The organism is Corynebacterium sp. MSK204 (genome assembly GCF_030229885.1).
Taxonomy (GTDB): Bacteria; Actinomycetota; Actinomycetes; order Mycobacteriales; family Mycobacteriaceae; genus Corynebacterium.
In genome coordinates, this window is record NZ_JASPGQ010000011.1 from 44,170 (window position 1) to 63,361 (window position 19,192).

The 19,192-nt window shown below is 58.1% G+C and carries 17 protein-coding genes; 14 read left to right on the top strand and 3 right to left on the bottom strand.

The window, feature by feature from the left end; genetic code table 11:
* Positions 1-19: 19 nt before the first annotated feature.
* From ctaF to QP908_RS08125, 11 genes are all read left to right on the top strand, one after another.
* Positions 20-451 (top strand): aa3-type cytochrome oxidase subunit IV, encoded by a 432-nt coding sequence (ctaF, locus tag QP908_RS08075; RefSeq protein WP_023023132.1) that lies wholly within the window; start codon positions 20-22, stop codon positions 449-451.
* A gap of 539 nt (positions 452-990) precedes the next feature.
* A complete protein-coding gene (gene ctaE, locus QP908_RS08080) occupies positions 991-1,602 on the top strand; it encodes an aa3-type cytochrome oxidase subunit III (RefSeq protein ID WP_369707792.1) in 612 nt (203 codons plus the stop codon).
* A 56-nt stretch (positions 1,603-1,658) separates the two neighbouring features.
* Entirely contained in the window at positions 1,659-2,546 is an 888-nt protein-coding gene (gene qcrC / locus QP908_RS08085; protein ID WP_239269747.1) for a cytochrome bc1 complex diheme cytochrome c subunit, read from the top strand.
* Complete coding sequence (gene qcrA / locus QP908_RS08090) at positions 2,543-3,763, top strand: cytochrome bc1 complex Rieske iron-sulfur subunit (RefSeq protein WP_239269748.1); 1,221 nt, start codon at positions 2,543-2,545, stop codon at positions 3,761-3,763. The genes qcrC and qcrA overlap by 4 nt, the downstream gene beginning before the upstream one ends.
* On the top strand, positions 3,763-5,385 hold the full coding sequence (qcrB, locus tag QP908_RS08095) for a cytochrome bc1 complex cytochrome b subunit (protein WP_005278357.1): 1,623 nt from the start codon (positions 3,763-3,765) through the stop codon (positions 5,383-5,385). The genes qcrA and qcrB overlap by 1 nt, the downstream gene beginning before the upstream one ends.
* A gap of 1,632 nt (positions 5,386-7,017) precedes the next feature.
* Positions 7,018-7,647 (top strand): C40 family peptidase, encoded by a 630-nt coding sequence (locus tag QP908_RS08100; RefSeq protein ID WP_239269954.1) that lies wholly within the window; start codon positions 7,018-7,020, stop codon positions 7,645-7,647.
* Positions 7,648-7,768: 121 nt separating this feature from the next.
* Entirely contained in the window at positions 7,769-8,812 is a 1,044-nt protein-coding gene (locus QP908_RS08105) for a C40 family peptidase (protein WP_239269953.1), read from the top strand.
* On the top strand, positions 8,813-9,916 hold the full coding sequence (locus QP908_RS08110; RefSeq protein ID WP_239269952.1) for a glycosyltransferase family 4 protein: 1,104 nt from the start codon (positions 8,813-8,815) through the stop codon (positions 9,914-9,916).
* A gap of 38 nt (positions 9,917-9,954) precedes the next feature.
* Positions 9,955-10,887 (top strand): ROK family protein, encoded by a 933-nt coding sequence (locus tag QP908_RS08115; RefSeq protein WP_284772038.1) that lies wholly within the window; start codon positions 9,955-9,957, stop codon positions 10,885-10,887.
* 23 nt (positions 10,888-10,910) lie between these two features.
* Positions 10,911-11,651, top strand: coding sequence for a lysophospholipid acyltransferase family protein (locus QP908_RS08120; protein ID WP_239269950.1), 741 nt, complete (start codon positions 10,911-10,913; stop codon positions 11,649-11,651).
* Positions 11,652-11,713: 62 nt separating this feature from the next.
* Positions 11,714-12,808, top strand: a complete 1,095-nt coding sequence (locus tag QP908_RS08125) for an acyltransferase family protein (RefSeq protein WP_239269949.1) — start codon at positions 11,714-11,716, stop codon at positions 12,806-12,808.
* On the opposite strand, the gene QP908_RS08130 is transcribed toward QP908_RS08125, so the two are convergent.
* Complete coding sequence (locus QP908_RS08130) at positions 12,714-13,901, bottom strand: glycosyltransferase 87 family protein (RefSeq protein ID WP_239269948.1); 1,188 nt, start codon at positions 13,899-13,901, stop codon at positions 12,714-12,716. The genes QP908_RS08125 and QP908_RS08130 overlap by 95 nt on opposite strands.
* A gap of 75 nt (positions 13,902-13,976) precedes the next feature.
* Between QP908_RS08130 and QP908_RS08135 the strand changes: the two genes are divergently transcribed.
* The gene (locus tag QP908_RS08135) at positions 13,977-14,486 is read left to right on the top strand and encodes a polyadenylate-specific 3'-exoribonuclease AS (RefSeq protein ID WP_239269947.1); all 510 of its coding nucleotides are present in this window, start codon (positions 13,977-13,979) and stop codon (positions 14,484-14,486) included.
* A 44-nt stretch (positions 14,487-14,530) separates the two neighbouring features.
* Complete coding sequence (locus QP908_RS08140; RefSeq protein WP_239269946.1) at positions 14,531-15,919, top strand: class II 3-deoxy-7-phosphoheptulonate synthase; 1,389 nt, start codon at positions 14,531-14,533, stop codon at positions 15,917-15,919.
* An 8-nt stretch (positions 15,920-15,927) separates the two neighbouring features.
* On the opposite strand, the gene QP908_RS08145 is transcribed toward QP908_RS08140, so the two are convergent.
* On the bottom strand, positions 15,928-17,283 hold the full coding sequence (locus QP908_RS08145; RefSeq protein WP_284772039.1) for a protein kinase domain-containing protein: 1,356 nt from the start codon (positions 17,281-17,283) through the stop codon (positions 15,928-15,930).
* Positions 17,284-17,293: 10 nt separating this feature from the next.
* Here QP908_RS08145 and QP908_RS08150 point away from each other — a divergent pair, with 10 nt between their 5' ends.
* On the top strand, positions 17,294-17,698 hold the full coding sequence (locus QP908_RS08150) for an Rv2175c family DNA-binding protein (RefSeq protein WP_284772040.1): 405 nt from the start codon (positions 17,294-17,296) through the stop codon (positions 17,696-17,698).
* On the opposite strand, the gene QP908_RS08155 is transcribed toward QP908_RS08150, so the two are convergent.
* On the bottom strand, positions 17,667-19,190 hold the full coding sequence (locus tag QP908_RS08155; RefSeq protein WP_239269943.1) for an alpha-(1->6)-mannopyranosyltransferase A: 1,524 nt from the start codon (positions 19,188-19,190) through the stop codon (positions 17,667-17,669). The two genes, QP908_RS08150 and QP908_RS08155, sit on opposite strands and share 32 nt — an antisense overlap.
* Between the last annotated feature and the right edge of the window lie 2 nt (positions 19,191-19,192).

Here is a 19,192-nt window from a genome sequence, read left to right on the forward strand (position 1 = left end):
GAGATAAGGACATTACACAATGCGTGCAACATCGAAAGTCTTTTACTCAATCGCGACCTACCTTTTCGTCTCGCTGATTGTTTATATCTTTGGCGTCACCCTCGTGAAGGATGATGGTTACCTCTACGGCGCCGAGTGGGTGGGCATCGTGGGTATGTTTCTCTCCGTCGTGCTCTGCCTCATGCTGGGCGGCTACCTGCACTTCACCGATAACCGCAGCGACGTTCTGCCGGAAGACTGGGAAGAAGCAGAGACCGAGGACTCCGCCGGTATCTTGGGCTTCTTCTCCCCAAGCTCCATCTGGCCACTGGCCATGGCAGGCTCCATCGGCTTCTTGGGCCTCGGCGTCATCTTCCTGTACTACTGGCTCATCGCCTTGGGTGCCGTGTGCTTGATTGCTGCCTGCGCCGGCCTGTCCTTGCAATACGGTCTGCCTAAGGAAAAGCACTAGAAATCATCTAGTCGCAGCCACTGCCTAAACTTCTCAGCCCTCCTCACCATTCCTCGGTGGGGAGGGCTTTGGCGATCTGCGTCGGAAATCGACGGGCAAAGTTCCCGCGGTGCCCAATTTTTTTAGAGGAGGGGGAGAGGGGTTGTGCCCAGGTTTTAAGTGGGCAGCAAAAGTGCATACCAGCACGTAAACGGCTATTTCTGTGGGGGTCAACCGAAAGTTGCAAATGGGCCATTTTTCCCGAAAACCACCATGTGATTTATCTCTCTAAGAAAATTGCCGAAACCGGTTGCGGACGAGAGCTGAACCGTCGCGGCCGAGACGGCTACAGCGGAGTGGATTGTGACAGAACTTCAAGTTTGCAGGCGTCACCTGCATTGATGTCTCGTCGGATGAGAATAGAAAAAGTTCCAAGGTAATTATTAATAGCGAGTTCCACACGCTTCCTTATTGGTGGCTGGCAATTCGGTAAAAAACGATTAGCGAAGGCGGGGGGAATTGAAGTGACTTTAGGGTCCGGAACGGCCATAATTACCACTGTGACGAGCGTAGTTTCTAACCAAGGTATGACAGCACCACGTGTTGCCTCGCTGAACCGACCCAATATGGTCAGCGTGGGCACCATCGTGTTCCTGTCTCAGGAATTGATGTTCTTTGCCGGACTGTTCGCGATGTGGTTCACCTCGCGAGCGAACGGCCAGGAAGGCGATTGGGCGGAGCACACTGCCCATATCAACCTGCCAATGGGTTTTCTCATTACTGCAGTGTTGATTTCTTCCTCCGTGACCTCGCAGTTCGGCGTGTTTGCCGCAGAAAGGGGTGACGTTTACAAGCTTCGACTCTGGTACACCATCACGCTGGTATTGGGTGTTGTCTTCTTGGGCATCATGGCGTTTGAGTGGGCTGAGTTGATTCACGCAGGCGTGACGGTACAGTCCAGCGTCTTTGGTTCGGTGTTCTACATCATCACCGGCTTCCACGCTGCGCACGTAACCGCCGGTTTGATTTCCTTTGCAATCATCCTGGCCCGTATCGCTAAATCTAAATTCACGCCGGCACAGGCAACTGCCGCCATGGCAGTGTCCTACTACTGGCACTTCGTTGACGTTGTGTGGATCGGTGTGTTCACCGTTATCTACTTGATTCAGTAGTGTCGGCGAACCTCTCCCCAAAACAGTCCTCCCGTGTTCGAGTTATCTAAAGGAAAATGATGGATAACAATTCGCAGTCCGAGTCAGTGGAGCAGACCACTGTCGCGGCTAAGAAGACCCGCCGTCGCCGCAAGGCGAAGCGCACCCTTGCAGGTGGCTTTGCTTTGGCCATCGGTTTGACTGGCGCTGGCGTCTTGGCCTCTGCCTTGACGCCCGACGCTCAGGTCGCTACGGCGGAAAAAGATGATCAAGCCCTCGTGCAAGAGGGTAAGGACATCTACGACACCGCTTGTATCACCTGCCACGGTGCCAATCTGCAGGGCATCGAAGGCCGTGGCCCCTCTCTCGTAGGTATCGGAGCCGGCTCTGTGTACTTCCAAGTTCACTCTGGGCGTATGCCGATGATGTCCAACGACGCTCAGGCAGAGCGCAAGGCTCCTCGTTACACCGAGCAGCAGACCTTGGCGCTGGCCGCTTATGTTGCAGCTAACGGCGGCGGCTCGGACATCGTCTACAACGATGATGGAAGCATTGCTCAGGAATCCCTTCGTGGCGCTAACTACAATGGTCAGATTCAGGCCGAAGACGTTGCTAAGGGCTCCGAGCTGTTCCGCATGAACTGTGCATCCTGCCACAACTTCACCGGCCAGGGCGGCGCGCTGTCCTCCGGTAAATACGCTCCTGAGCTCGCGCCCGCTAACGAGCAGGAGATCTACCAGGCAATGTTGACCGGTCCGCAGAACATGCCAAAGTTCTCTGACCGCCAGCTGACTGCAGACGAAAAGAAGGACATCATCGCCTACTTGAAGTCTGCGGAAGAGACTCCGTCTCCTGCCGGTTGGGATCTTGGCGGTCTCGGCCCAGTGGCTGAAGGCCTGGCAATGTGGATTATCGGTATCAGCGCCCTGTGCGCCGCTGCTATGTGGATTGGATCGCGCTCATGAGCAATGTGAAAAAGAATTACACTGACGCAGAGCTCGATAAGATGAGCAATGATGAACTTGCTGCACTTGGTACCGAGCTCGATGATGTCACCGTAGCGTTCCGCAAGGAGCGCTACCCGGTTGAAGGTGACCCCGCAGATAAGCGCGCGGGGCGCAATGTCGCCATCTGGTTGGCAATCTCCGCTATCGGCGGATTGGGCTTCTTGGCTGTTTACCTCTTCTGGCCTTGGCAGTACAAGCAGCTAGGGGAGGACGGCCTTGTTTGGCATACTCTCTACACCCCGCTGCTTGGCATTACCGCCGCACTGTCCATTTTTGGACTCGGCTTTGCCATCGTGCAGTACGTCAAAAAGATTCTGCCGGAAGAGATTTCCGTGCAGCGTCGCCACGATGGCCCTTCGGAAGAAGTTGACCGTCGTACTCTTACCGCTCTCTTGAACGACTCGTGGAAGACCTCCACTCTTGGCCGCCGTAAGACCATCCAAGGTCTGCTCGGTGGTGCGGGCGTACTCTTCGGCTTGACTGTTATTGCTCCGCTGGGCGGCGCAATCCGTAATCCATGGAAGGTTCGCCACGAGGTGAACTACGCCGGTGACGGCACGCTGTGGACCTCCGGTTGGACCATGTACGAGAAGGGCGTAAAGCTTTACCTCGCTCGTGACACCGGCACCATCGCTGAGAAGCACTCTGGTGAGTCCGGAGAGCACTACACCACCGAAGGCGTTACCCGCCTTGTGCGCGTTCGCCCTGAGGACTTGGCCGCCGGTGGCATGGAGACCGTCTTCCCGCTTGCGGAAGAAGACGTCAACGACGGTGACCAGTACGACGCTAAGCGCGACGTGTACGAACACCACATGCACTCCATCCACGGCAACCGCAACGCGGTGATGTTGATTCGTCTGCGCCACTCCGATGCGCAGAAGGCAATCGAGCGTGAGGGACAGGAAGACTTCCACCACGGCGATTACTACGCCTACTCCAAGATTTGTACTCACATTGGTTGCCCAACTTCCTTGTACGAGGCACAAACCAACCGAATCCTGTGCCCCTGCCACCAGTCGCAGTTCGACGCATTGCACTACGGTAAGCCGGTCTTCGGCCCGGCCGCCCGTGCTCTGCCACAGCTGCCTATCACGGTGGACGATGAGGGCTACCTTGTTGCAGAGGGCAACTTCATTGAGCCTGTCGGTCCGGCATTCTGGGAGCGTAAGTCATAATGAGCAATAAACTCGCCCAAATGGGCAACAACATGGACGAGCGCTACAGCGCCGCCGGCGTGCTAAGGACGCAGCTAAACAAGGTCTTTCCGACCCACTGGTCCTTCATGCTCGGTGAGATGGCGCTGTACAGCTTCATCATTCTTCTACTAACCGGTACATACCTAGCGCTTTTCTTCGATCCTTCCATTACGAAGGTCATCTACGACGGCACCTACGCACCGCTGAACGGTGTTGAGATGTCGCGCGCCTATGCAACCGCACTCGATATTTCCTTCGAGGTGCGTGGCGGTCTCTTTGTTCGCCAGATGCACCACTGGGCAGCCCTGCTGTTCATGATGTCGATGGTTGCGCACATGCTGCGCATCTTCTTCACCGGTGCTTTCCGTCGCCCGCGCGAAGCCAACTGGATTATTGGTTGCACCCTTATCCTGCTGGGCATGATCGAGGGCTTCCTCGGTTACTCCCTGCCGGATGACCTGCTTTCCGGTGTCGGTCTGCGCATTATGTCCGCCATCATCCTGGGTCTGCCGATTATCGGTACCTGGCTGCACTGGGCCATCTTCAACGGCGACTTCCCGTCCGACCTGATGCTGGACCGCTTCTACATCCTCCACGTTCTGGTTATCCCAGGCATCATCCTGGGCCTCATTGCAGCCCACTTGATCATGGTTTGGTTCCAGAAGCACACCCAGTTCCCTGGACCGGGTCGCGCAGAGAATAACGTTGTCGGCGTCCGCATTATGCCGGTCTTCGCCACCAAGGCAATTGGTATGGGCATGATGGTCGCTGGTGTCCTGGCTCTGATGTCCGGTGTGCTGACCATCAACGCCATCTGGTTGCTTGGTCCGTACAACCCATCTCAGGTTTCTGCAGGTTCTCAGCCCGATATCTACATGCTCTGGACAGACGGTGTGGCTCGTGTCATGCCTGCTTGGGAGCTGTACCTGGGTAACTACACGATTCCTTCCGCCTTCTGGGTCGCGCTGTTGTGTGGCCTGATGGTCGTGCTGCTTATCACCTACCCGTTCCTGGAGAAGAAGTTCACTGGTGACGATGCGCACCACAACCTTCTGCAGCGACCGCGTGACGTTCCTACGCGTTCTGCAATCGGTGCAGCGGCAATCGTGTTCTTCCTGCTGGTTACTCTCTCCGGTGGTAACGACCACGTTGCGCACTTCTTCCAGATTTCGTTGAATGCGATGACCTGGGTCGGACGTATCGGCCTGATTGTCCTGCCGCCGATTGCTTACTTTATGACCTACCGCATTTGCGTTGGTCTCCAGCGCTCTGACCGCGAGGTGCTCGAGCACGGTATTGCTACCGGTGTCATCAAGCAGCTGCCTAACGGTGCCTTCATTGAGGTCCACCAGCCGCTCGGCCCGGTTGATGAGCACGGCCACGCAGTACCGCTTGAGTACGCAGGCGCTCAGGTGCCGAAGCAGCTTAACCACCTCGGTTACGCTGACTCCGAGATTCAGGGCACCTTCAGCCCGGACGATCCGGAACTCATGCGCCGCGTTCACGAGATTCACGAGGAGAACCACGAAGAGGAAGCGGAGATGTTCCGTCGCCTCAACGAGGCCAACCGCCGTGATGACGAGGAAAACGGTCGCATCTAACCTTTCCTTGGGTTAGCTCGATACACGCTCACTAAACGAGCCCGCTAAGCCACCAATACTTGGTGGTAAGCGGGCTCGTTTCAGTTTTGGGACCGTCGCTTTTTAAGGAATCGCGGCTTACTGTTGCTGGGCTATCGAGCTAGGAGTCGGCACATAATGCAGACATCCTGGGACTGTCTCTTTTGGGCGAAAACCGGATATTTGCCTGAAATAACTTGGTAGATGGCCTCGCACAAACGCGGGGTCAACCTAGGAGGTAAGAACTTCGTCGTCCTTCACATACGGGAATGGAAGTACCGACAAACGCCGGCTCACGCGGAAACGCCTTGTCTAGCGGTGGGCAATAGCGCCAGCCCTGTTAGTTAGCAGTAGGGTAGCCGTCCTAGGAGCATGAGGTTGCCACTGAGCCTGGGATGGAAGATTTCCGTAATGAGGGCCTTCAAACGAGTCCATAGCCGGCATTTGCCTTTAAACGTGGTCTTCAGGGCTTCGGAATAGCTATTGCACACCCTCCAGCCCTCATGTGTTCTTTTCCCGTTGCTTCACTTTTGGACACAGTTAGCACAGTTCTTATTGGCAGCTTTTCTGCTGTAGTCATCACCACTAGAAGCGTGAGACTTACCTAGGTCCTTTGCTACAGCTTTTTGCCGATGCCAGGACTCTTCGAGCGTATCGTCTCCATGAGCAGTCGCAGGATCCACGTTCGTATCCTCTTCGCCATTTCGCCCGGGTAATTTAAGAGCACCGTGCTCTGTGCAGACACTTGGCTTGAGACTCGTCGGGAGCCGGCAGGCGACCGTTCCTCGGAGCGCGAAGAGTAGGCGTTATTCTCCGCCCTTAGATACTGCAGTGAGGTTTTCGTTCGTGCCGGACCTTTAAAACAAGTATTGCCGGCCGCTGCAATGACTAGGCGGACCAAGGCCTTTCTATAGGGGCGCACGCCGTAAAGCGAGGGACCGGGCTAGACTCATCCTCCTTTGCCCGGTGGGTAGTGGAAGCGGCGTTACCTAACAGGGCCCAGTGCTTGGCAACAAGCCGGGGGATGGGCCCCTAGGTTTAACGCGCAATAGGCTCGCGGGTTCAGTAAAACCCCGGAGGGGGTACCGCTGCATAGGGCGGCCGATTTTACGCGATCAGAGGGCGTTAAAGGACGGGGCTGATGGTACGAAAGTGATTGTCACACATAGTATGTGTCGAAAGTCACCAAATATAATTTTTGAACTTGTTGAAGCCCTCGTTTATGGAACGAGTAACCGCCGGAGGTGGGGTACGCCTAGGCTATTGTCCCAGTGTAGGGGCCTTAAAAATCAGTAATAGCTTTATTGAATCTTCGACAGGTCCGGTTTGTCTCGGCTTGGTCAAAATAAGATAACGAACGTGTAACAAAGCTAGATCCGGGGTAGTGAATGGACATTGATTGTGATGATTTCGTAACCTATTCGAGACATTGAGTTACCGCCCGAAAGGTGCTCAATAGGAAATGAAAATTTAAAGCGTCGCATCTGGCTCCTCCTAGTGAGGGGCCGAGTGGAGGAAGGCCTAAAGGAACGGTCTTCTAATGAACACTAGGCCCTAGGGTCAGAGCTTTTCTACAAGGAAAGTAGACGCGTAGGAAGATTTGGAGTTTTTCTCGTGGCAAAGCACCGTCGTCAGGGCACTGTAAATACCCGTCGTATCGCATCTACTGCAGCTATCGCTGCAACCGCAGCTGTCGCCGCCCCGGGCGTCGCTCAGGCTGCCGAGGTCGTTGTTCCTAATACCGACTACCGTTTCGAGGTTGCCGGTCTGGAAAACGTCCCGAACATTGACCAGGTCCCAAACATTGACAAGTACGTCCCGTCCTTGGGCCAGGTTTCCAACCAGGGTGGCGACGACTTCGTCGCTGCTGCAGAGCAGCAGGCTGCTCCGGCCCCGTCCACCGTTGGTCAGAAGGCTCTGGAAGCTGCACGCTCCGTCCTTGGCTCGCCGTACGTTTATGGCGCTGCTGGCCCGAACGCTTTCGACTGCTCCGGTTTGACCAGCTGGGCTTACTCCCAGGCTGGCGTTCAGATTCCGCGTACCTCCCAGGCTCAGGCTGCTGGCGGTACCCCTGTTTCCTTGGACCAGCTCCAGCCTGGTGACATCATTTCCTACTACGGTGGCGCTTCCCACGTCGGTATCTACACCGGCAACGGGACCATCATTGACGCGCTTAACTCCGGCACCCCTGTGCAGGAGCGCGACTTGAACTACATGCCGATTAACAATGCCGTGCGCTTCTAATTGGCAGTGATATGACATGCCCTTCCCTTTGTGAAAAAGGGAAGGGTTTTGTTGTGCAACGGCGGCTAAAACCCGCTATAGTAAATTCGATTTTTGAAAATTTTGAGTTGAAGGTCTTTTCGTGTCTAAACGTGTGCTCCCAGCTGCCGCATTAACCGCAGTCCTCGCTGTCACTTCACTTTCTGGCCTCCCGCAAGTTATTGCGCAGGAGGCGGAACCGAACCAAGAGTCTGCTTCTGAAAACGTCGATGATCTGGTCGATCGCGTCGGAGAGGTTGCTCGAAAGGTCTCGGCGAAGAATGAGGAAGTCAAAGAGCTAGAAGATAAGCTCGCGGCCAAGGAAGAAGAGGTCGCTCAAGCGGAGCAAGACTCCGCAGAGGCCCAAAAACGCGTACATGACGCGCAGGGCGATGTCTCCACGCAGCAAGGCCGCGTGGACGACTTGGCACAGTCTCGCTACCGGGGAGACTCCCGTTCCGCCGTTTCGGGTGCGCTGGCTGCGGAAGACCCAGCAGACGCCGTAGAGCGCATGGGATACTTGGGCGCGCTTTCGCGCAAGGCGCAACGCACCCTCGATGCCAAGGCAGATGCAGCCTCAATGGCTGAAGCGGTTCAGCAAGAAGCCGCTGACGCTGCGAAAAAGGTGCGCGAGGAAAAGAAGGACCTCGAAAAGCAGCGCGATGAACTGGTAAAGCAAAAGGATGCGCTGGAAGAGCAGCAGGCAGATATCGAAGCTCAGGTGGATGCGCTGAGCGATGAGCAGCGCGAAGCTTGGGAAGGACAATTCGGCGGCACGGATAAGCTGGATTTCGACTTGGGAGAGATCGCCGATGGCGCTAGCTCTGCGGCTCTGTCCAAGTTGGGTTCGCCCTACGGCTGGGGTTCTGCCGGTCCGAACCAGTTCGACTGCTCTGGCCTGATGTACTGGGCATACCAGCAGATTGGAAAGACCATTCCGCGTACCTCGCAAGCACAAATTGCAGGTGGCACGTCCGTGCCGGTGGATCAGCTGCAGCCCGGCGATATCGTGGGCTACTACCCAGGAGTTACCCACGTCGGAATGTACATTGGCAACGGCCAGGTAGTACACGCCTCGACCTATGGCGTGCCAGTTCAGGTCGTGCCACTCAACTCGATGCCTATTTCGGGGACTGCGCGATTCTAAGTGGCCCGCATACTGCTGGTAACGAATGACTTTCCTCCCAAAGTCGGAGGAATCCAGTCCTACCTGCGGGACTACCTAGAAGCGCTCAACCCAGACGATGTCGTAGTATTCGCTTCGACCCAAGAGCCACCTGAGGACTATGACGCCTCTGTCGCCTACAAAGTCATTCGGTGGCCACACCGCGTGATGCTGCCCACCCCGGCCACCATGCGCCGCATGCAGGAAATCATCCGGCAAGAGGCCATTGAGGTTGTGTGGTTTGGTGCGGCGGCACCGCTGGCGCTGATGGGAAAAGCCGCGCGGCAGGCGGGGGCGCGCCGCGTGGTGGCAACGACGCATGGCCACGAGGTGGGGTGGTCTATGGTTCCACTGGCCCGGCAATGCCTGCGGCTGATTGGCAATAACGCCGATGTCATTACGTATATCTCGGATTACACTCTACGGCGCCTGCGCGGGCCGTTTGGTCCGCACCCGGAGTGGGCTCACCTGCCTTCTGGGGTCAGCCTAGATTCACTTTCCCCCGCAACCCCTGCGCAGCGCGCGGCCGCGAAAGCGGAGTTCGAGGTGAGCGGGCCAACCATCGTCTGTATTTCCAGGTTGGTCCCGCGCAAGGGGCAAGACCAATTATTGCGGGCGATGCCGCAGGTCAGAGAAGAATTCCCCGATGCGCAGCTAATGTTGATTGGTCGCGGGCGCTATCACGACGTACTGCAAGAATTGGCAGAGGTGTACTGTCCCGATGCAGTGATTCAGCCTGCCCCCAGCATTGAGACCGCGCTTCATGCCGCAGATATTTTTGCCATGCCGGCCCGCACCCGGGGCGGCGGCTTGGATGTGGAAGGCCTGGGCATCGTCTATCTGGAAGCACAAGCCTGCGGGCTGCCGGTCGTTGCCGGTGATTCTGGGGGAGCGCCGGAGACCATTACGGAAGAGACGGGGATCGTCGTCAAGGGCGCGTCCGTCGATGAGCTCGTGGAGGCCTTGAAGCAGCTCTTGCGCTCGCCAGAAATGCGTGATCGTATGGGGCAGGCGGGGCGCAGGGACGTTGAAAAGCACTGGAGCTGGGAGATCATGGGGCAGCGGCTGAGAAAGCTTATGGCTTGATGTGACCCTGGCCCGGTTGTCGGTATATTCTGATATCCATGCTTGAAAACAACTCCGCCGATCTTACTATCGGCTTCGATGTCGGTGGCACCAATGTGCGCGGTGGAGTAATCACTCGAGACGGGGAAATCCTTGCGAGTCGCACCATGCCAACCTCGGGGGATCCGCGCCAGCTTAATGATGACCTGGTAGCGATCGTCGAGGAGCTGCGCGCGGACTACCCCGTGGGCGCGGTGGGCCTTGCCGTGGCGGGATTTTTAGACCCAGAGTGTGAGACAGTCCGCTTCGCCCCGCACCTGCCGTGGCGGAATGCCCCGGTCTGGAGAAACCTCGCGGAACGCTTGGGGCTGCATGTCCGGCTGGAGCATGATGCCAACTCCGCTGCTTGGGGAGAATGGCGCTTTGGCGCGGGGCGCGGCGCGAAGGATTGGGTGTTTTTTGCCGTTGGCACCGGCATTGGCGCTACCTTGATGACTCACGACACCATCTACCGAGGCGCCTTTGGCACTGCTCCGGAATTTGGTCATATCGTCGTGGTGCCGAATGGCAGGCAGTGCTCGTGCGGCAAACGAGGCTGCTTGGAGCGCTATGCCTCAGGCACGGCCCTGCCGGATACCGCGCGCGAACTGCGGCCAGACTATGAGACCTCCTTGCCGCCGTATCCCACCGGTGAGCAGGTTGCACGCGCGGCACGTGGGGGAGACCCACTCGGTATTGCGGTAATGGAGAACTTTGGACAGTGGTTGGGCCAAGGCTTATCCATCGTGTCTGATGTGCTCGATCCGGAGCTCATTGTCATTGGCGGCGGGGTGTCCCAAGATGCGGATATGTACTTAGAGGAAGCCACCGCTGCCATGGGCCGGGATATAGTCGGCGCTGGACATCGCCCCCTTGCTCGCGTTGCAACCGCGGAATTGGGTTCGGCAGCAGGTATGATTGGCGTAGCTGACCTGGCCCGCCGCGGCCACTAGAATGAGCGAAGGACGAGCTGGAGATGAAAAACAAATGGTACTGGGCGTTTAAGCACATCTTTTTCGGGCCCGCCCTGCGTGTATGGAACCGCCCTTGGTCAGAAGGAATGGAAAAAATCCCTGCTGAAGGTCCCGCGATTTTGGTATCCAACCATCAAGCGGTGATGGATTCCTTCTTCTTCCCCCTGCTGTGCCCGCGCCAAATTACTTTTTTGGCCAAGTCAGAGTACTTCACCACCCCCGGCCTCGTGGGCGGCATGCAGAAATGGTTTTTTAGCTCCGTCGGGCAAGTTCCCATTGAACGGGATCATGAATCAGCCAGCCAGGCCATGCTCGAGACCGCGCGAAAGATTTTGGGGCGCGGTGATCTCTTTGGTATCTACCCAGAGGGCACTCGGTCCCCAGATGGACGTGTGTACAAGGGGCGTACCGGGATGGGGCGCATTGCCATGGAGACCAATCAGCCGGTCTATCCCATCGCTATGATCAATTCCCGCAAGGCTAACCCGATCGGTTCGTGGATTGTCCGCCCCGCCAAGGTGGGAGTGCGAGTGGGAGACCCCATTTACCCGCATGACTGGGCGCGCGAACACGGCCTGGATCCGCAGCAGCACGAGACCATACGCGCGTTCACGGACATGGTCATGGGGACATTAGCCGAGCTCTCCGGCAACCCCTATGTGGATGTCTATGCGGCTGATGTAAAGGAATCATTAAAGGCCGGCCACGGGTACCCCGCCGGTGCGGAGATTAAAGGGAGGTAATTACAATTCCTCAGGCCCGCTTAGCGTGGCCGGATACCGCAAAAGGAATTTCTATCATCGGCGTGGTGCTCCTACACATCACGCTGAAGGTGCCAGGAGCCGAACAAACGTGGCTAGCAAGTCTCAATACCTATCTCGACCCCCTGCGCCTTCCCCTGTTCTTTCTGGTCTCCGGCTACTTCTCTTATAAAGTCTTTCGTTACAGTTTCGCGGAGTTATTTACCCGCCGGCTCTGGTTTTTCCTCATTCCTTATTTGGTGTGGATGTCCGTGGAGCATATGACCAAACAGCTGGAATACCAGTGGGTTTTCGGTGACTCCTCCATGGGTATGACCGAGATGCTGCAAAATCTTTTACTTGGCCATACGATGGCGTGGTTTATCCACGCGCTCATTTTGTTCAACCTATTTCTGTGGTGCGTGCGCAAATTGCCTGCGTGGGCGGGCATCGGGCTGAGCTTTACCCCCGTTATTTTTATTGCCTGGCAGGAACAGTTTCAGTTTATTGGCAAGGCCATTATGTTCCTTCCCATCTTTGTAGGCGCCGCCTACCTTCGCGAACCGATTACCCGTTTTGCGGCCGCGGCAGAAGAAGTATTCCACGGCTCGTGGACCGTGCGCAGTGTTGGAGCGTATGCCGCGGCCATCGGCGCTTATTGTGCAGGCCTGGCCCTGCGCCACGCGTGGGACGGCAACGAAGCAGACATTGCTTTTAACTGGCCCCTGCTGGGCGCGGACTTTTTGGGTTGGGGAGATATAAACCTATTAGTGCGCTTTGTGGAACAGGTGCTAGAGGTGCCCGCGGGCATTATTGGGGCCGTGCTCATTAGCCACATTCCGTGGATTGCAGAAGGCGTGAAGTTCGTCGGCCGGCACACGCTGCCGATTTATCTCTCGCACCCCATCGGCTTGACCGTGGGCTATGGGTACTACATGGCGCATCATGACTATGCTGTGTCTTTGGCCGGGTCGTGGCCGCTGGAAAATACGTGGTTCTGGATCGCCATGTGCTTTATCTTTACGGCCATTTCTTCCCTGGCGCTGTGGGCGCTGGGGAAGGTCCCTATCCTTGGCTGGACGCTGGTTCCGCCGCGGATCGGTAGGCGCCGCCCCGCCGTAGAGCCAATGGTAGCGAACAAGCAACCAACAACACGGTGATGATGACGTAGTCATTGCCAACGATGTGCTGCCACCACGTCCAATCCAGCTCTTGGTCCTCGGTATGCGGAACCTGCCAGTGGCCGCGGGCGAAAAGCGCCAGCCAGGTGAGAGCGGCGAGAATCCAGCGGCGGCTGGCCACTAGGTAGATGCCCACTAATACCAGCCAGGTGAAGTGGTGCGACCACGATACGGGGGAGCACAGCAGCGATACGGAGGCTGCCAGGAGCATGAGCACAACCTGGTTACCGTGAGACAGGCGCTCCATGGCAAACCACACGATCGCGATGACGACGATGACGCCAACGAGCCACAGGGTTTCTGCGTTATTGGGGCTGAGGCGGGTAAACAAGCCGCGCAAGGATTGGTTGGCGCTATAGGCTAGGCCGCCGATGCGCTCGGAATCGCGCAGGGTAGAGGTCCAATACTCAATCGAGCTATGCGGATTGGCAACAAAGGCGATGAGGCCGGCGGCCACGAAGGAACCCAGGGTGGTAAAGAAGGCCTTCCATTCGCGTCGGACGAAGAAGACAGCCAAAAAGACCGCCGGGGTGAGCTTGATGGCGATGGCGATGCCGGTCAGGATGCCGCGGGTCTTTTTCACCCATAGCAAATCAATGACCACGAGTGCGGTGAGCAGGATATTGATTTGGCCAAAGCTAAAGGTCTGCGTAATTGGCTCGGCCAGCATGGCGGCAAAAAGCCACCACGCCGCCCATTGTTGGCAGTTGAGGGTACGCAATACCAGCGCAATGCAGACCCACAAGGCGAGCACGGAGAGGACCGTGATCACCACGGCGGCAGCGGTGAGGGGGATCCACTGGAGCGGGGCGAAGAGCAGGGCCGCAAACGGTGGGTAGGTAAATGGGAGAGAGACGTTGCGGTCGGTGCCTACGAAATAGTCGCGGTTATAAAGGTCGCTGCCGAATCCGGCCCCGCCTTCGCGGTAAACATCGAGGTCAATGTGGTAAAAGGCGCGAAAATCACCGGAGAATAAGGCAGGAATATCGATAATCCACCACAGGGCGGCAAGCGCTGACAGGATTAGGGGGAGGGCGGTGGTCCACAGGGATTTATTATCGGTTCGGCTCACCTGCAAAATTTTACAGCGGCGCGATCGTGGGGCCAATTTCCCGCGCCCATCGCCGCAGCGCTAGGCTTGTACAACGTGCGTTACTTCTATGACACCGAATTTATCGAGGATGGCAAGACCATTGAATTGGTCTCCATCGGCATCGTCGGTGAGAACGGAAGTGAATATTATGCCGTATCCACGGATTTTGACCCGTCCAAGGCCAACTCTTGGGTTAAGGAAAACGTCTTGGCCAAACTGCCCAGTCCCCAGGATTCCGCATGGAAGCCGGCGAGCACCATCCGCACGGAAATCCTGGAGTTTCTAACGCGCAGCTCTACGCCCATTGAATTGTGGGCGTGGGTCGGCGCGTATGACCACGTGGTATTGGCGCAGCTGTGGGGCGACATGGCGAGTTTTCCCAAGCGCCTGCCGCGCTATACTCGCGAGCTAAAGCAGCTGTGGGAGTTCGCCGGGCGTCCTAGCTTGCCGGCCGTGCCTAAGGGCAACCACGATGCGCTTGTCGATGCCCGCCATAACCTCGTCAAATTCCGCGCCTGCACCGAGGTCTTGCCCTTGTCCAAGGGTAATAGAATCAATTTCTAGCAGTTAACTACCAAGCGACAGGCATTAAATGGTTAAATGGAAGAGTGAGTTGGACAGTAGATATTCCCCAAAGTGTTCTGCCTGATCTTCCGCCCTTGCCTGAGGGCATTGAGGAGGTCTTCCAGGACGTCATCAAGCGCGATGCAAAGCAACAGCCCAGTTGGGATCCCACCCAAGCCGATAACGTGCGCAAGATTCTCGAGTCGGTGCCACCCATCGTGGTTGCCCCAGAGATTGAGAAGCTCAAGCTGCAGCTTGCCGATGTCGCACTAGGCAACGCCTTCCTGTTGCAAGGCGGCGATTGCGCCGAGACCTTTGAATCGAATACCGAACCGCATATTCGCGGCAACGTTAAGACCCTGCTGCAGATGGCCGTCGTATTGACCTATGGCGCGTCCGTTCCAGTGGTGAAGCTGGGGCGCATTGCTGGGCAGTACGCCAAGCCGCGTTCCTCGGATACGGACGCGAATGGCCTGTTGAATTACCGCGGGGACATCGTCAATGGCGTGGACCCCACCGATGAGGATCGCCGCCACGATCCTGCCCGCATGATCCGTGCTTACGCTAACTCTTCTGCCGCCATGAACTTGGTGCGCTCTTTGACCTCCTCCGGCACCGCGGATCTCTACCGCCTGCACGAATGGAACCGCGAGTTCGTCCGGAAATCGCGCGCCGGTGCCCGCTACCAAGACTTGGCCCGCGAGATTGAAAATGGCTTGAAGTTCATGAATGCGTGCGGCGTGCAGGACTCCACCCTGCACTCGGCGGATATTTACTGCTCGCACGAGGCGCTGCTCAAGGATTATGAGCGTTCCATGCTGCGCTTGGGCCAAGATGATAATGGCGATACCAAGCTCTATGACCTCTCCGCGCACCAGGTGTGGATTGGTGAGCGCACCCGTGGGCTGGATGACTTCCACGTTAATTTCGCCGCCATGATCGGCAACCCAGTGGGCATCAAGCTCGGACCTGGAGCCACGCCTGAGCAGGCCGTGGAATACGCCGAAAAGCTAGATCCCAACCGCGAGCCTGGCCGCCTGACCATCATCTCCCGCATGGGCCACGACAAGGTTCGTAGCGTCTTGCCGCCCATCATCAAGGCCGTCGAAGATTCTGGGCACACCGTGGTCTGGCAGTCCGACCCCATGCACGGCAATACCTTTACCTCGTCCAACGGGTACAAGACCCGCCACTTCGACAAGATCGTCGACGAGGTGCAGGGCTTTTTCGAGGTACACCGCGATTTGGGCACCCACCCGGGCGGCGTGCACCTCGAGTTCACCGGCGAAGACGTGACGGAATGCCTCGGTGGCGCCGAGGACATCACCGACCTGGACCTGCCGGGCCGCTATGAATCCGCCGTGGATCCGCGCCTGAATACGCAGCAGTCCCTCGAGCTCTCGTTCCTCATCGCTGAGATGCTGCGGAACTAGGGCACCACCTAGACCCAGAGGGAAGGGGTTCCTTCGTAGTAGGAGGAACCAAACCACCACCCGCTGATAGCGACCGCACCGGTAGCCACCGCCACTGCGAGGAGAAAGACCAGCAGTGAGGCGGGATGGCGATTGGTCAGGGGCCGCTCGGCGGGTTCTTCTTCTGCCGCCTGTGCCGGCGGCTGCGCGGGAGAATGTGCTGCTGCACCCACGCCCGCAGCGGGTGCTGGGGCGGGGACAGGAGCCGGGGCCGGCGCTGGTGCTGGAGCAGGAGCCAGCGGCGGCTCGGGGGAATCGTCGGCGGGCGCCTGGGGGACATCGAGGCGCGTTTCAAAGTCTGGCTGCGGCGGATCCGGCTCGGGCTCAGGGGGAATGACCTCGGTGGGCCCGCCGTCTAAATGCTCGGTAGCGCCTTGCGGGATGGTCCGCGTGGGCTCAAATACATCCGTGGCGCCGATGCCGGAATAATCCGTCGGCGTTTGCGCGGTGCGCGCGGCGGCCGCATTGCGGGGAACCGGGATGGTCACCGTGGGCAGATCCAACTCCCGGCAAATATCTTCGATGGCATCGAGGAACTCCCCGGCATCGGCAAAGCGCTCGCGGGGATCGCGGGCGGTGGCGGTGGCCACGAGGGCATCGACAAGCTTGGGCACGCCCTCAGCGCGCGTGGATGGGGCGGGAACATCATCGTAGAGGCGCGCGGTGGCGTGCGCGATCGGGGTATCCCCGGAGAAGGGCACGGTTCCGGTCAGGAGCTCAAAAAGCACGATGCCGGCCGAATACACGTCGGTAGCGGGGGTTATATCCTCGCCGGTGACCTGTTCCGGTGCCAAGTACGAGACGGTGCCGACGATCATATTCGAGGTGGCCTGCGCATTCGTCGCACGGACCAAGCCGAAATCGCCCAATTTCACCCGGTGATGCGAGGTAATGAGCACGTTATCCGGCTTAATATCGCGGTGGATAAGCCCCGTGGAGTGCACCTCGGTTAAGCCTTGGAGCACGCTGCGCAGCGTCGATAATGCGGCAGGAACGGTAAGCGGGCCGCCTTCGGCAAGCAGCTCCCGCAAAGTGCCGCCATCGATAAGCTCCATGATGAGGTAAATGGGCTCGCCATCGGCGGAAAAATCATGAATGGCCACGAGGTTGGGGTGCTGCAAACGCGCCATCGCGCGGGCCTCGCGGGAAAAACGCTTGATAAAAACCGGGTCATCGTCATAGCGCTCATCCATGACCTTTGCGGCCACTTGGCGGCCCAAGCGCATATCCACGCAGCGATAGACGGTAGACATACCGCCGCGGGCGATGGGGCGATCGATGCGGTAACGGTCTTCCAACACGTCACCAATTTCCAACCTAGTCATACCTCCCAGTATGGCCGATCCCCTAGGCCGCGTTAAAGTAGGTGGCGTGACTAACGCAGAAAACTCCCTGAATTCCTTATTGGCCGGCGAAGAGCTGCTCAGCATGCAGCAGGTGGCAGACAAGCTAGGCCTTCCCATCACGCGCGCCTATGACCTGCTCCAGGACCGCAAATTCATTGTCTGGGACTCGCCCGAAGGCAAGCGCGTGCCGCTCGCATTTTTCAATGACAAGGGGAGCATCGCCAAGCATATCACTGGCGTTATCACCGTGCTTACCGATGGCGGCTATGACGACGAAGAAATCCTGCGCCACCTTTTTACCGCAGATGATTCCCTGCCTGGCCGGCCAATCGACGCCCTGCACGGGCACCTGGCGCGCGAGGTCATTCGGCGGGCTCAGGCGTCTGCTTTTTAGCCCAGCGCTTGGGGAGTTGAGGGCCTTTTTGGCTCACGCCATCGAACATCCACTGCGTTGCGGACCAGGACAAAACGATGACGCCAATGACCCAGAACCAGTTATAGAGCTGGTGGTTGCCATCGCCGGAAAAGCTCAAGCTGATAAATAGCGCTACGCCAGAGGTAAACTTCAGCAGCCACAGCGGCGGGCGGAAGGTGCCCATGAGCGTAAAGATGGAGGCGTAGTACCACGGCAGGGTCACCGAGTTGAAGACGAAGGCAACCTGGTAGGCCGCCGCGGTGCCCATAATCGCATCGCGGGCCGTGTGCCGGCTTAGCCACCACACGATGACCAGCCCGATGAGCATGCACACCATCGCGATGGTGCGCAGGACGCCCAGGATGGCGTTATAGGATGCGTCCGGGTCAAAAATGTGGACCGCTGGGACGATGATGTCTGCGGCCAATGTCGGGCCCGCCAAGGGGTTAATCACCTTAGAATTTCCGCTGACCTGGGATAGCCAGCCCCATGAGGTGCCGGAGGCCCAGGTAATAAGCGCCACGGAGGCGATGATTTCCACGGCAGCGATGAGCCCTGAGCAGACGAAAACTACCGCCGTGCGCGCCGCGGTAGAACCCTTGGGCGCGTAGCGGTGCAGCATCAGCCAGACGATGAAGGGGGCTGCAAAGATCGCGGTAGCCTTCATCGCCACCGCCGTGCCGACTAGCAGTAGCGCGGCGTGGAAGCGCTGGTGCAGCGCGGCCAAAAGCCCCAAGGACACCAGGCCGACCATGAGGGATTCATTATGCATGCCGCCAATGAGGTGCAAGATGATGACCGGGTTGGCAACGCCAATCCACAGCGCGACCGCCGGGTCCGCGCCGAGCTTTCTGGCGATGCGCGGGACCGTCCACGCAATGAGGACAAAGCCCGAGAGCGAAAGCAGCTTATAGATGATGATCCCGGCGGTGACGTTATCGCCCACAACGGTGGTCACGATCTTGCCTATCCACAGGTGCAGCGGACCGTACGGGGTGGTGGTATTGCGCCAGTCTTGGGAGACCTCCAGCAGGAAGGGGCCGGGGTTGATGGCGGCGCCCTCGGTATAAGGGTCGAACCCATCGCGGACCATGGCGCCCTGCATGAGGTAGGAATACACGTCCCTAGAAGCCATGGGGCCGGCGAAAAGCAGTGGGGTGACCCAAGCGATAAGGATGCGTCGTAGCTCGCGCACCCCTCCCTCTGGGCGCGGGTTTTTAAGCTGCCGGCGGATAATCATGCGCCCGGCAAGCACCCAGGCGGCGGCGAGGAGGAAAATGCCCACCCAATACAGCACCAACCCAAGGTTGCGCCCGTGACCATAGGAGAAGAAGCCGATATTGAGCGCTTCGAGCACGCCGCCGCGATTGCGGGTCGAGCCGCCGGAAAAGGACGAGAAAAGGAGCACACACGAGGCCACGAGGCCCAGCGGGAGCGCGCGGGGGACTGGCAAGGAGTAGGTTTTGGCCACGG

Excerpts from the sequence above, each read along its gene's own strand:
- ctaF (WP_023023132.1), top strand. The coding sequence starts at position 20 with ATGCGTGCAACATCGAAAGTCTTTTACTCAATCGCGACCTACCTTTTC.
- qcrC (WP_239269747.1), top strand. The coding sequence starts at position 1,659 with ATGATGGATAACAATTCGCAGTCCGAGTCAGTGGAGCAGACCACTGTC.
- qcrA (WP_239269748.1), top strand. The coding sequence starts at position 2,543 with ATGAGCAATGTGAAAAAGAATTACACTGACGCAGAGCTCGATAAGATG.
- qcrB (WP_005278357.1), top strand. The coding sequence starts at position 3,763 with ATGAGCAATAAACTCGCCCAAATGGGCAACAACATGGACGAGCGCTAC.
- QP908_RS08115 (WP_284772038.1), top strand. The coding sequence starts at position 9,955 with ATGCTTGAAAACAACTCCGCCGATCTTACTATCGGCTTCGATGTCGGT.
- QP908_RS08120 (WP_239269950.1), top strand. The coding sequence starts at position 10,911 with ATGAAAAACAAATGGTACTGGGCGTTTAAGCACATCTTTTTCGGGCCC.
- QP908_RS08145 (WP_284772039.1), bottom strand. The coding sequence starts at position 17,283 with ATGACTAGGTTGGAAATTGGTGACGTGTTGGAAGACCGTTACCGCATC.
- QP908_RS08150 (WP_284772040.1), top strand. The coding sequence starts at position 17,294 with ATGGCCGATCCCCTAGGCCGCGTTAAAGTAGGTGGCGTGACTAACGCA.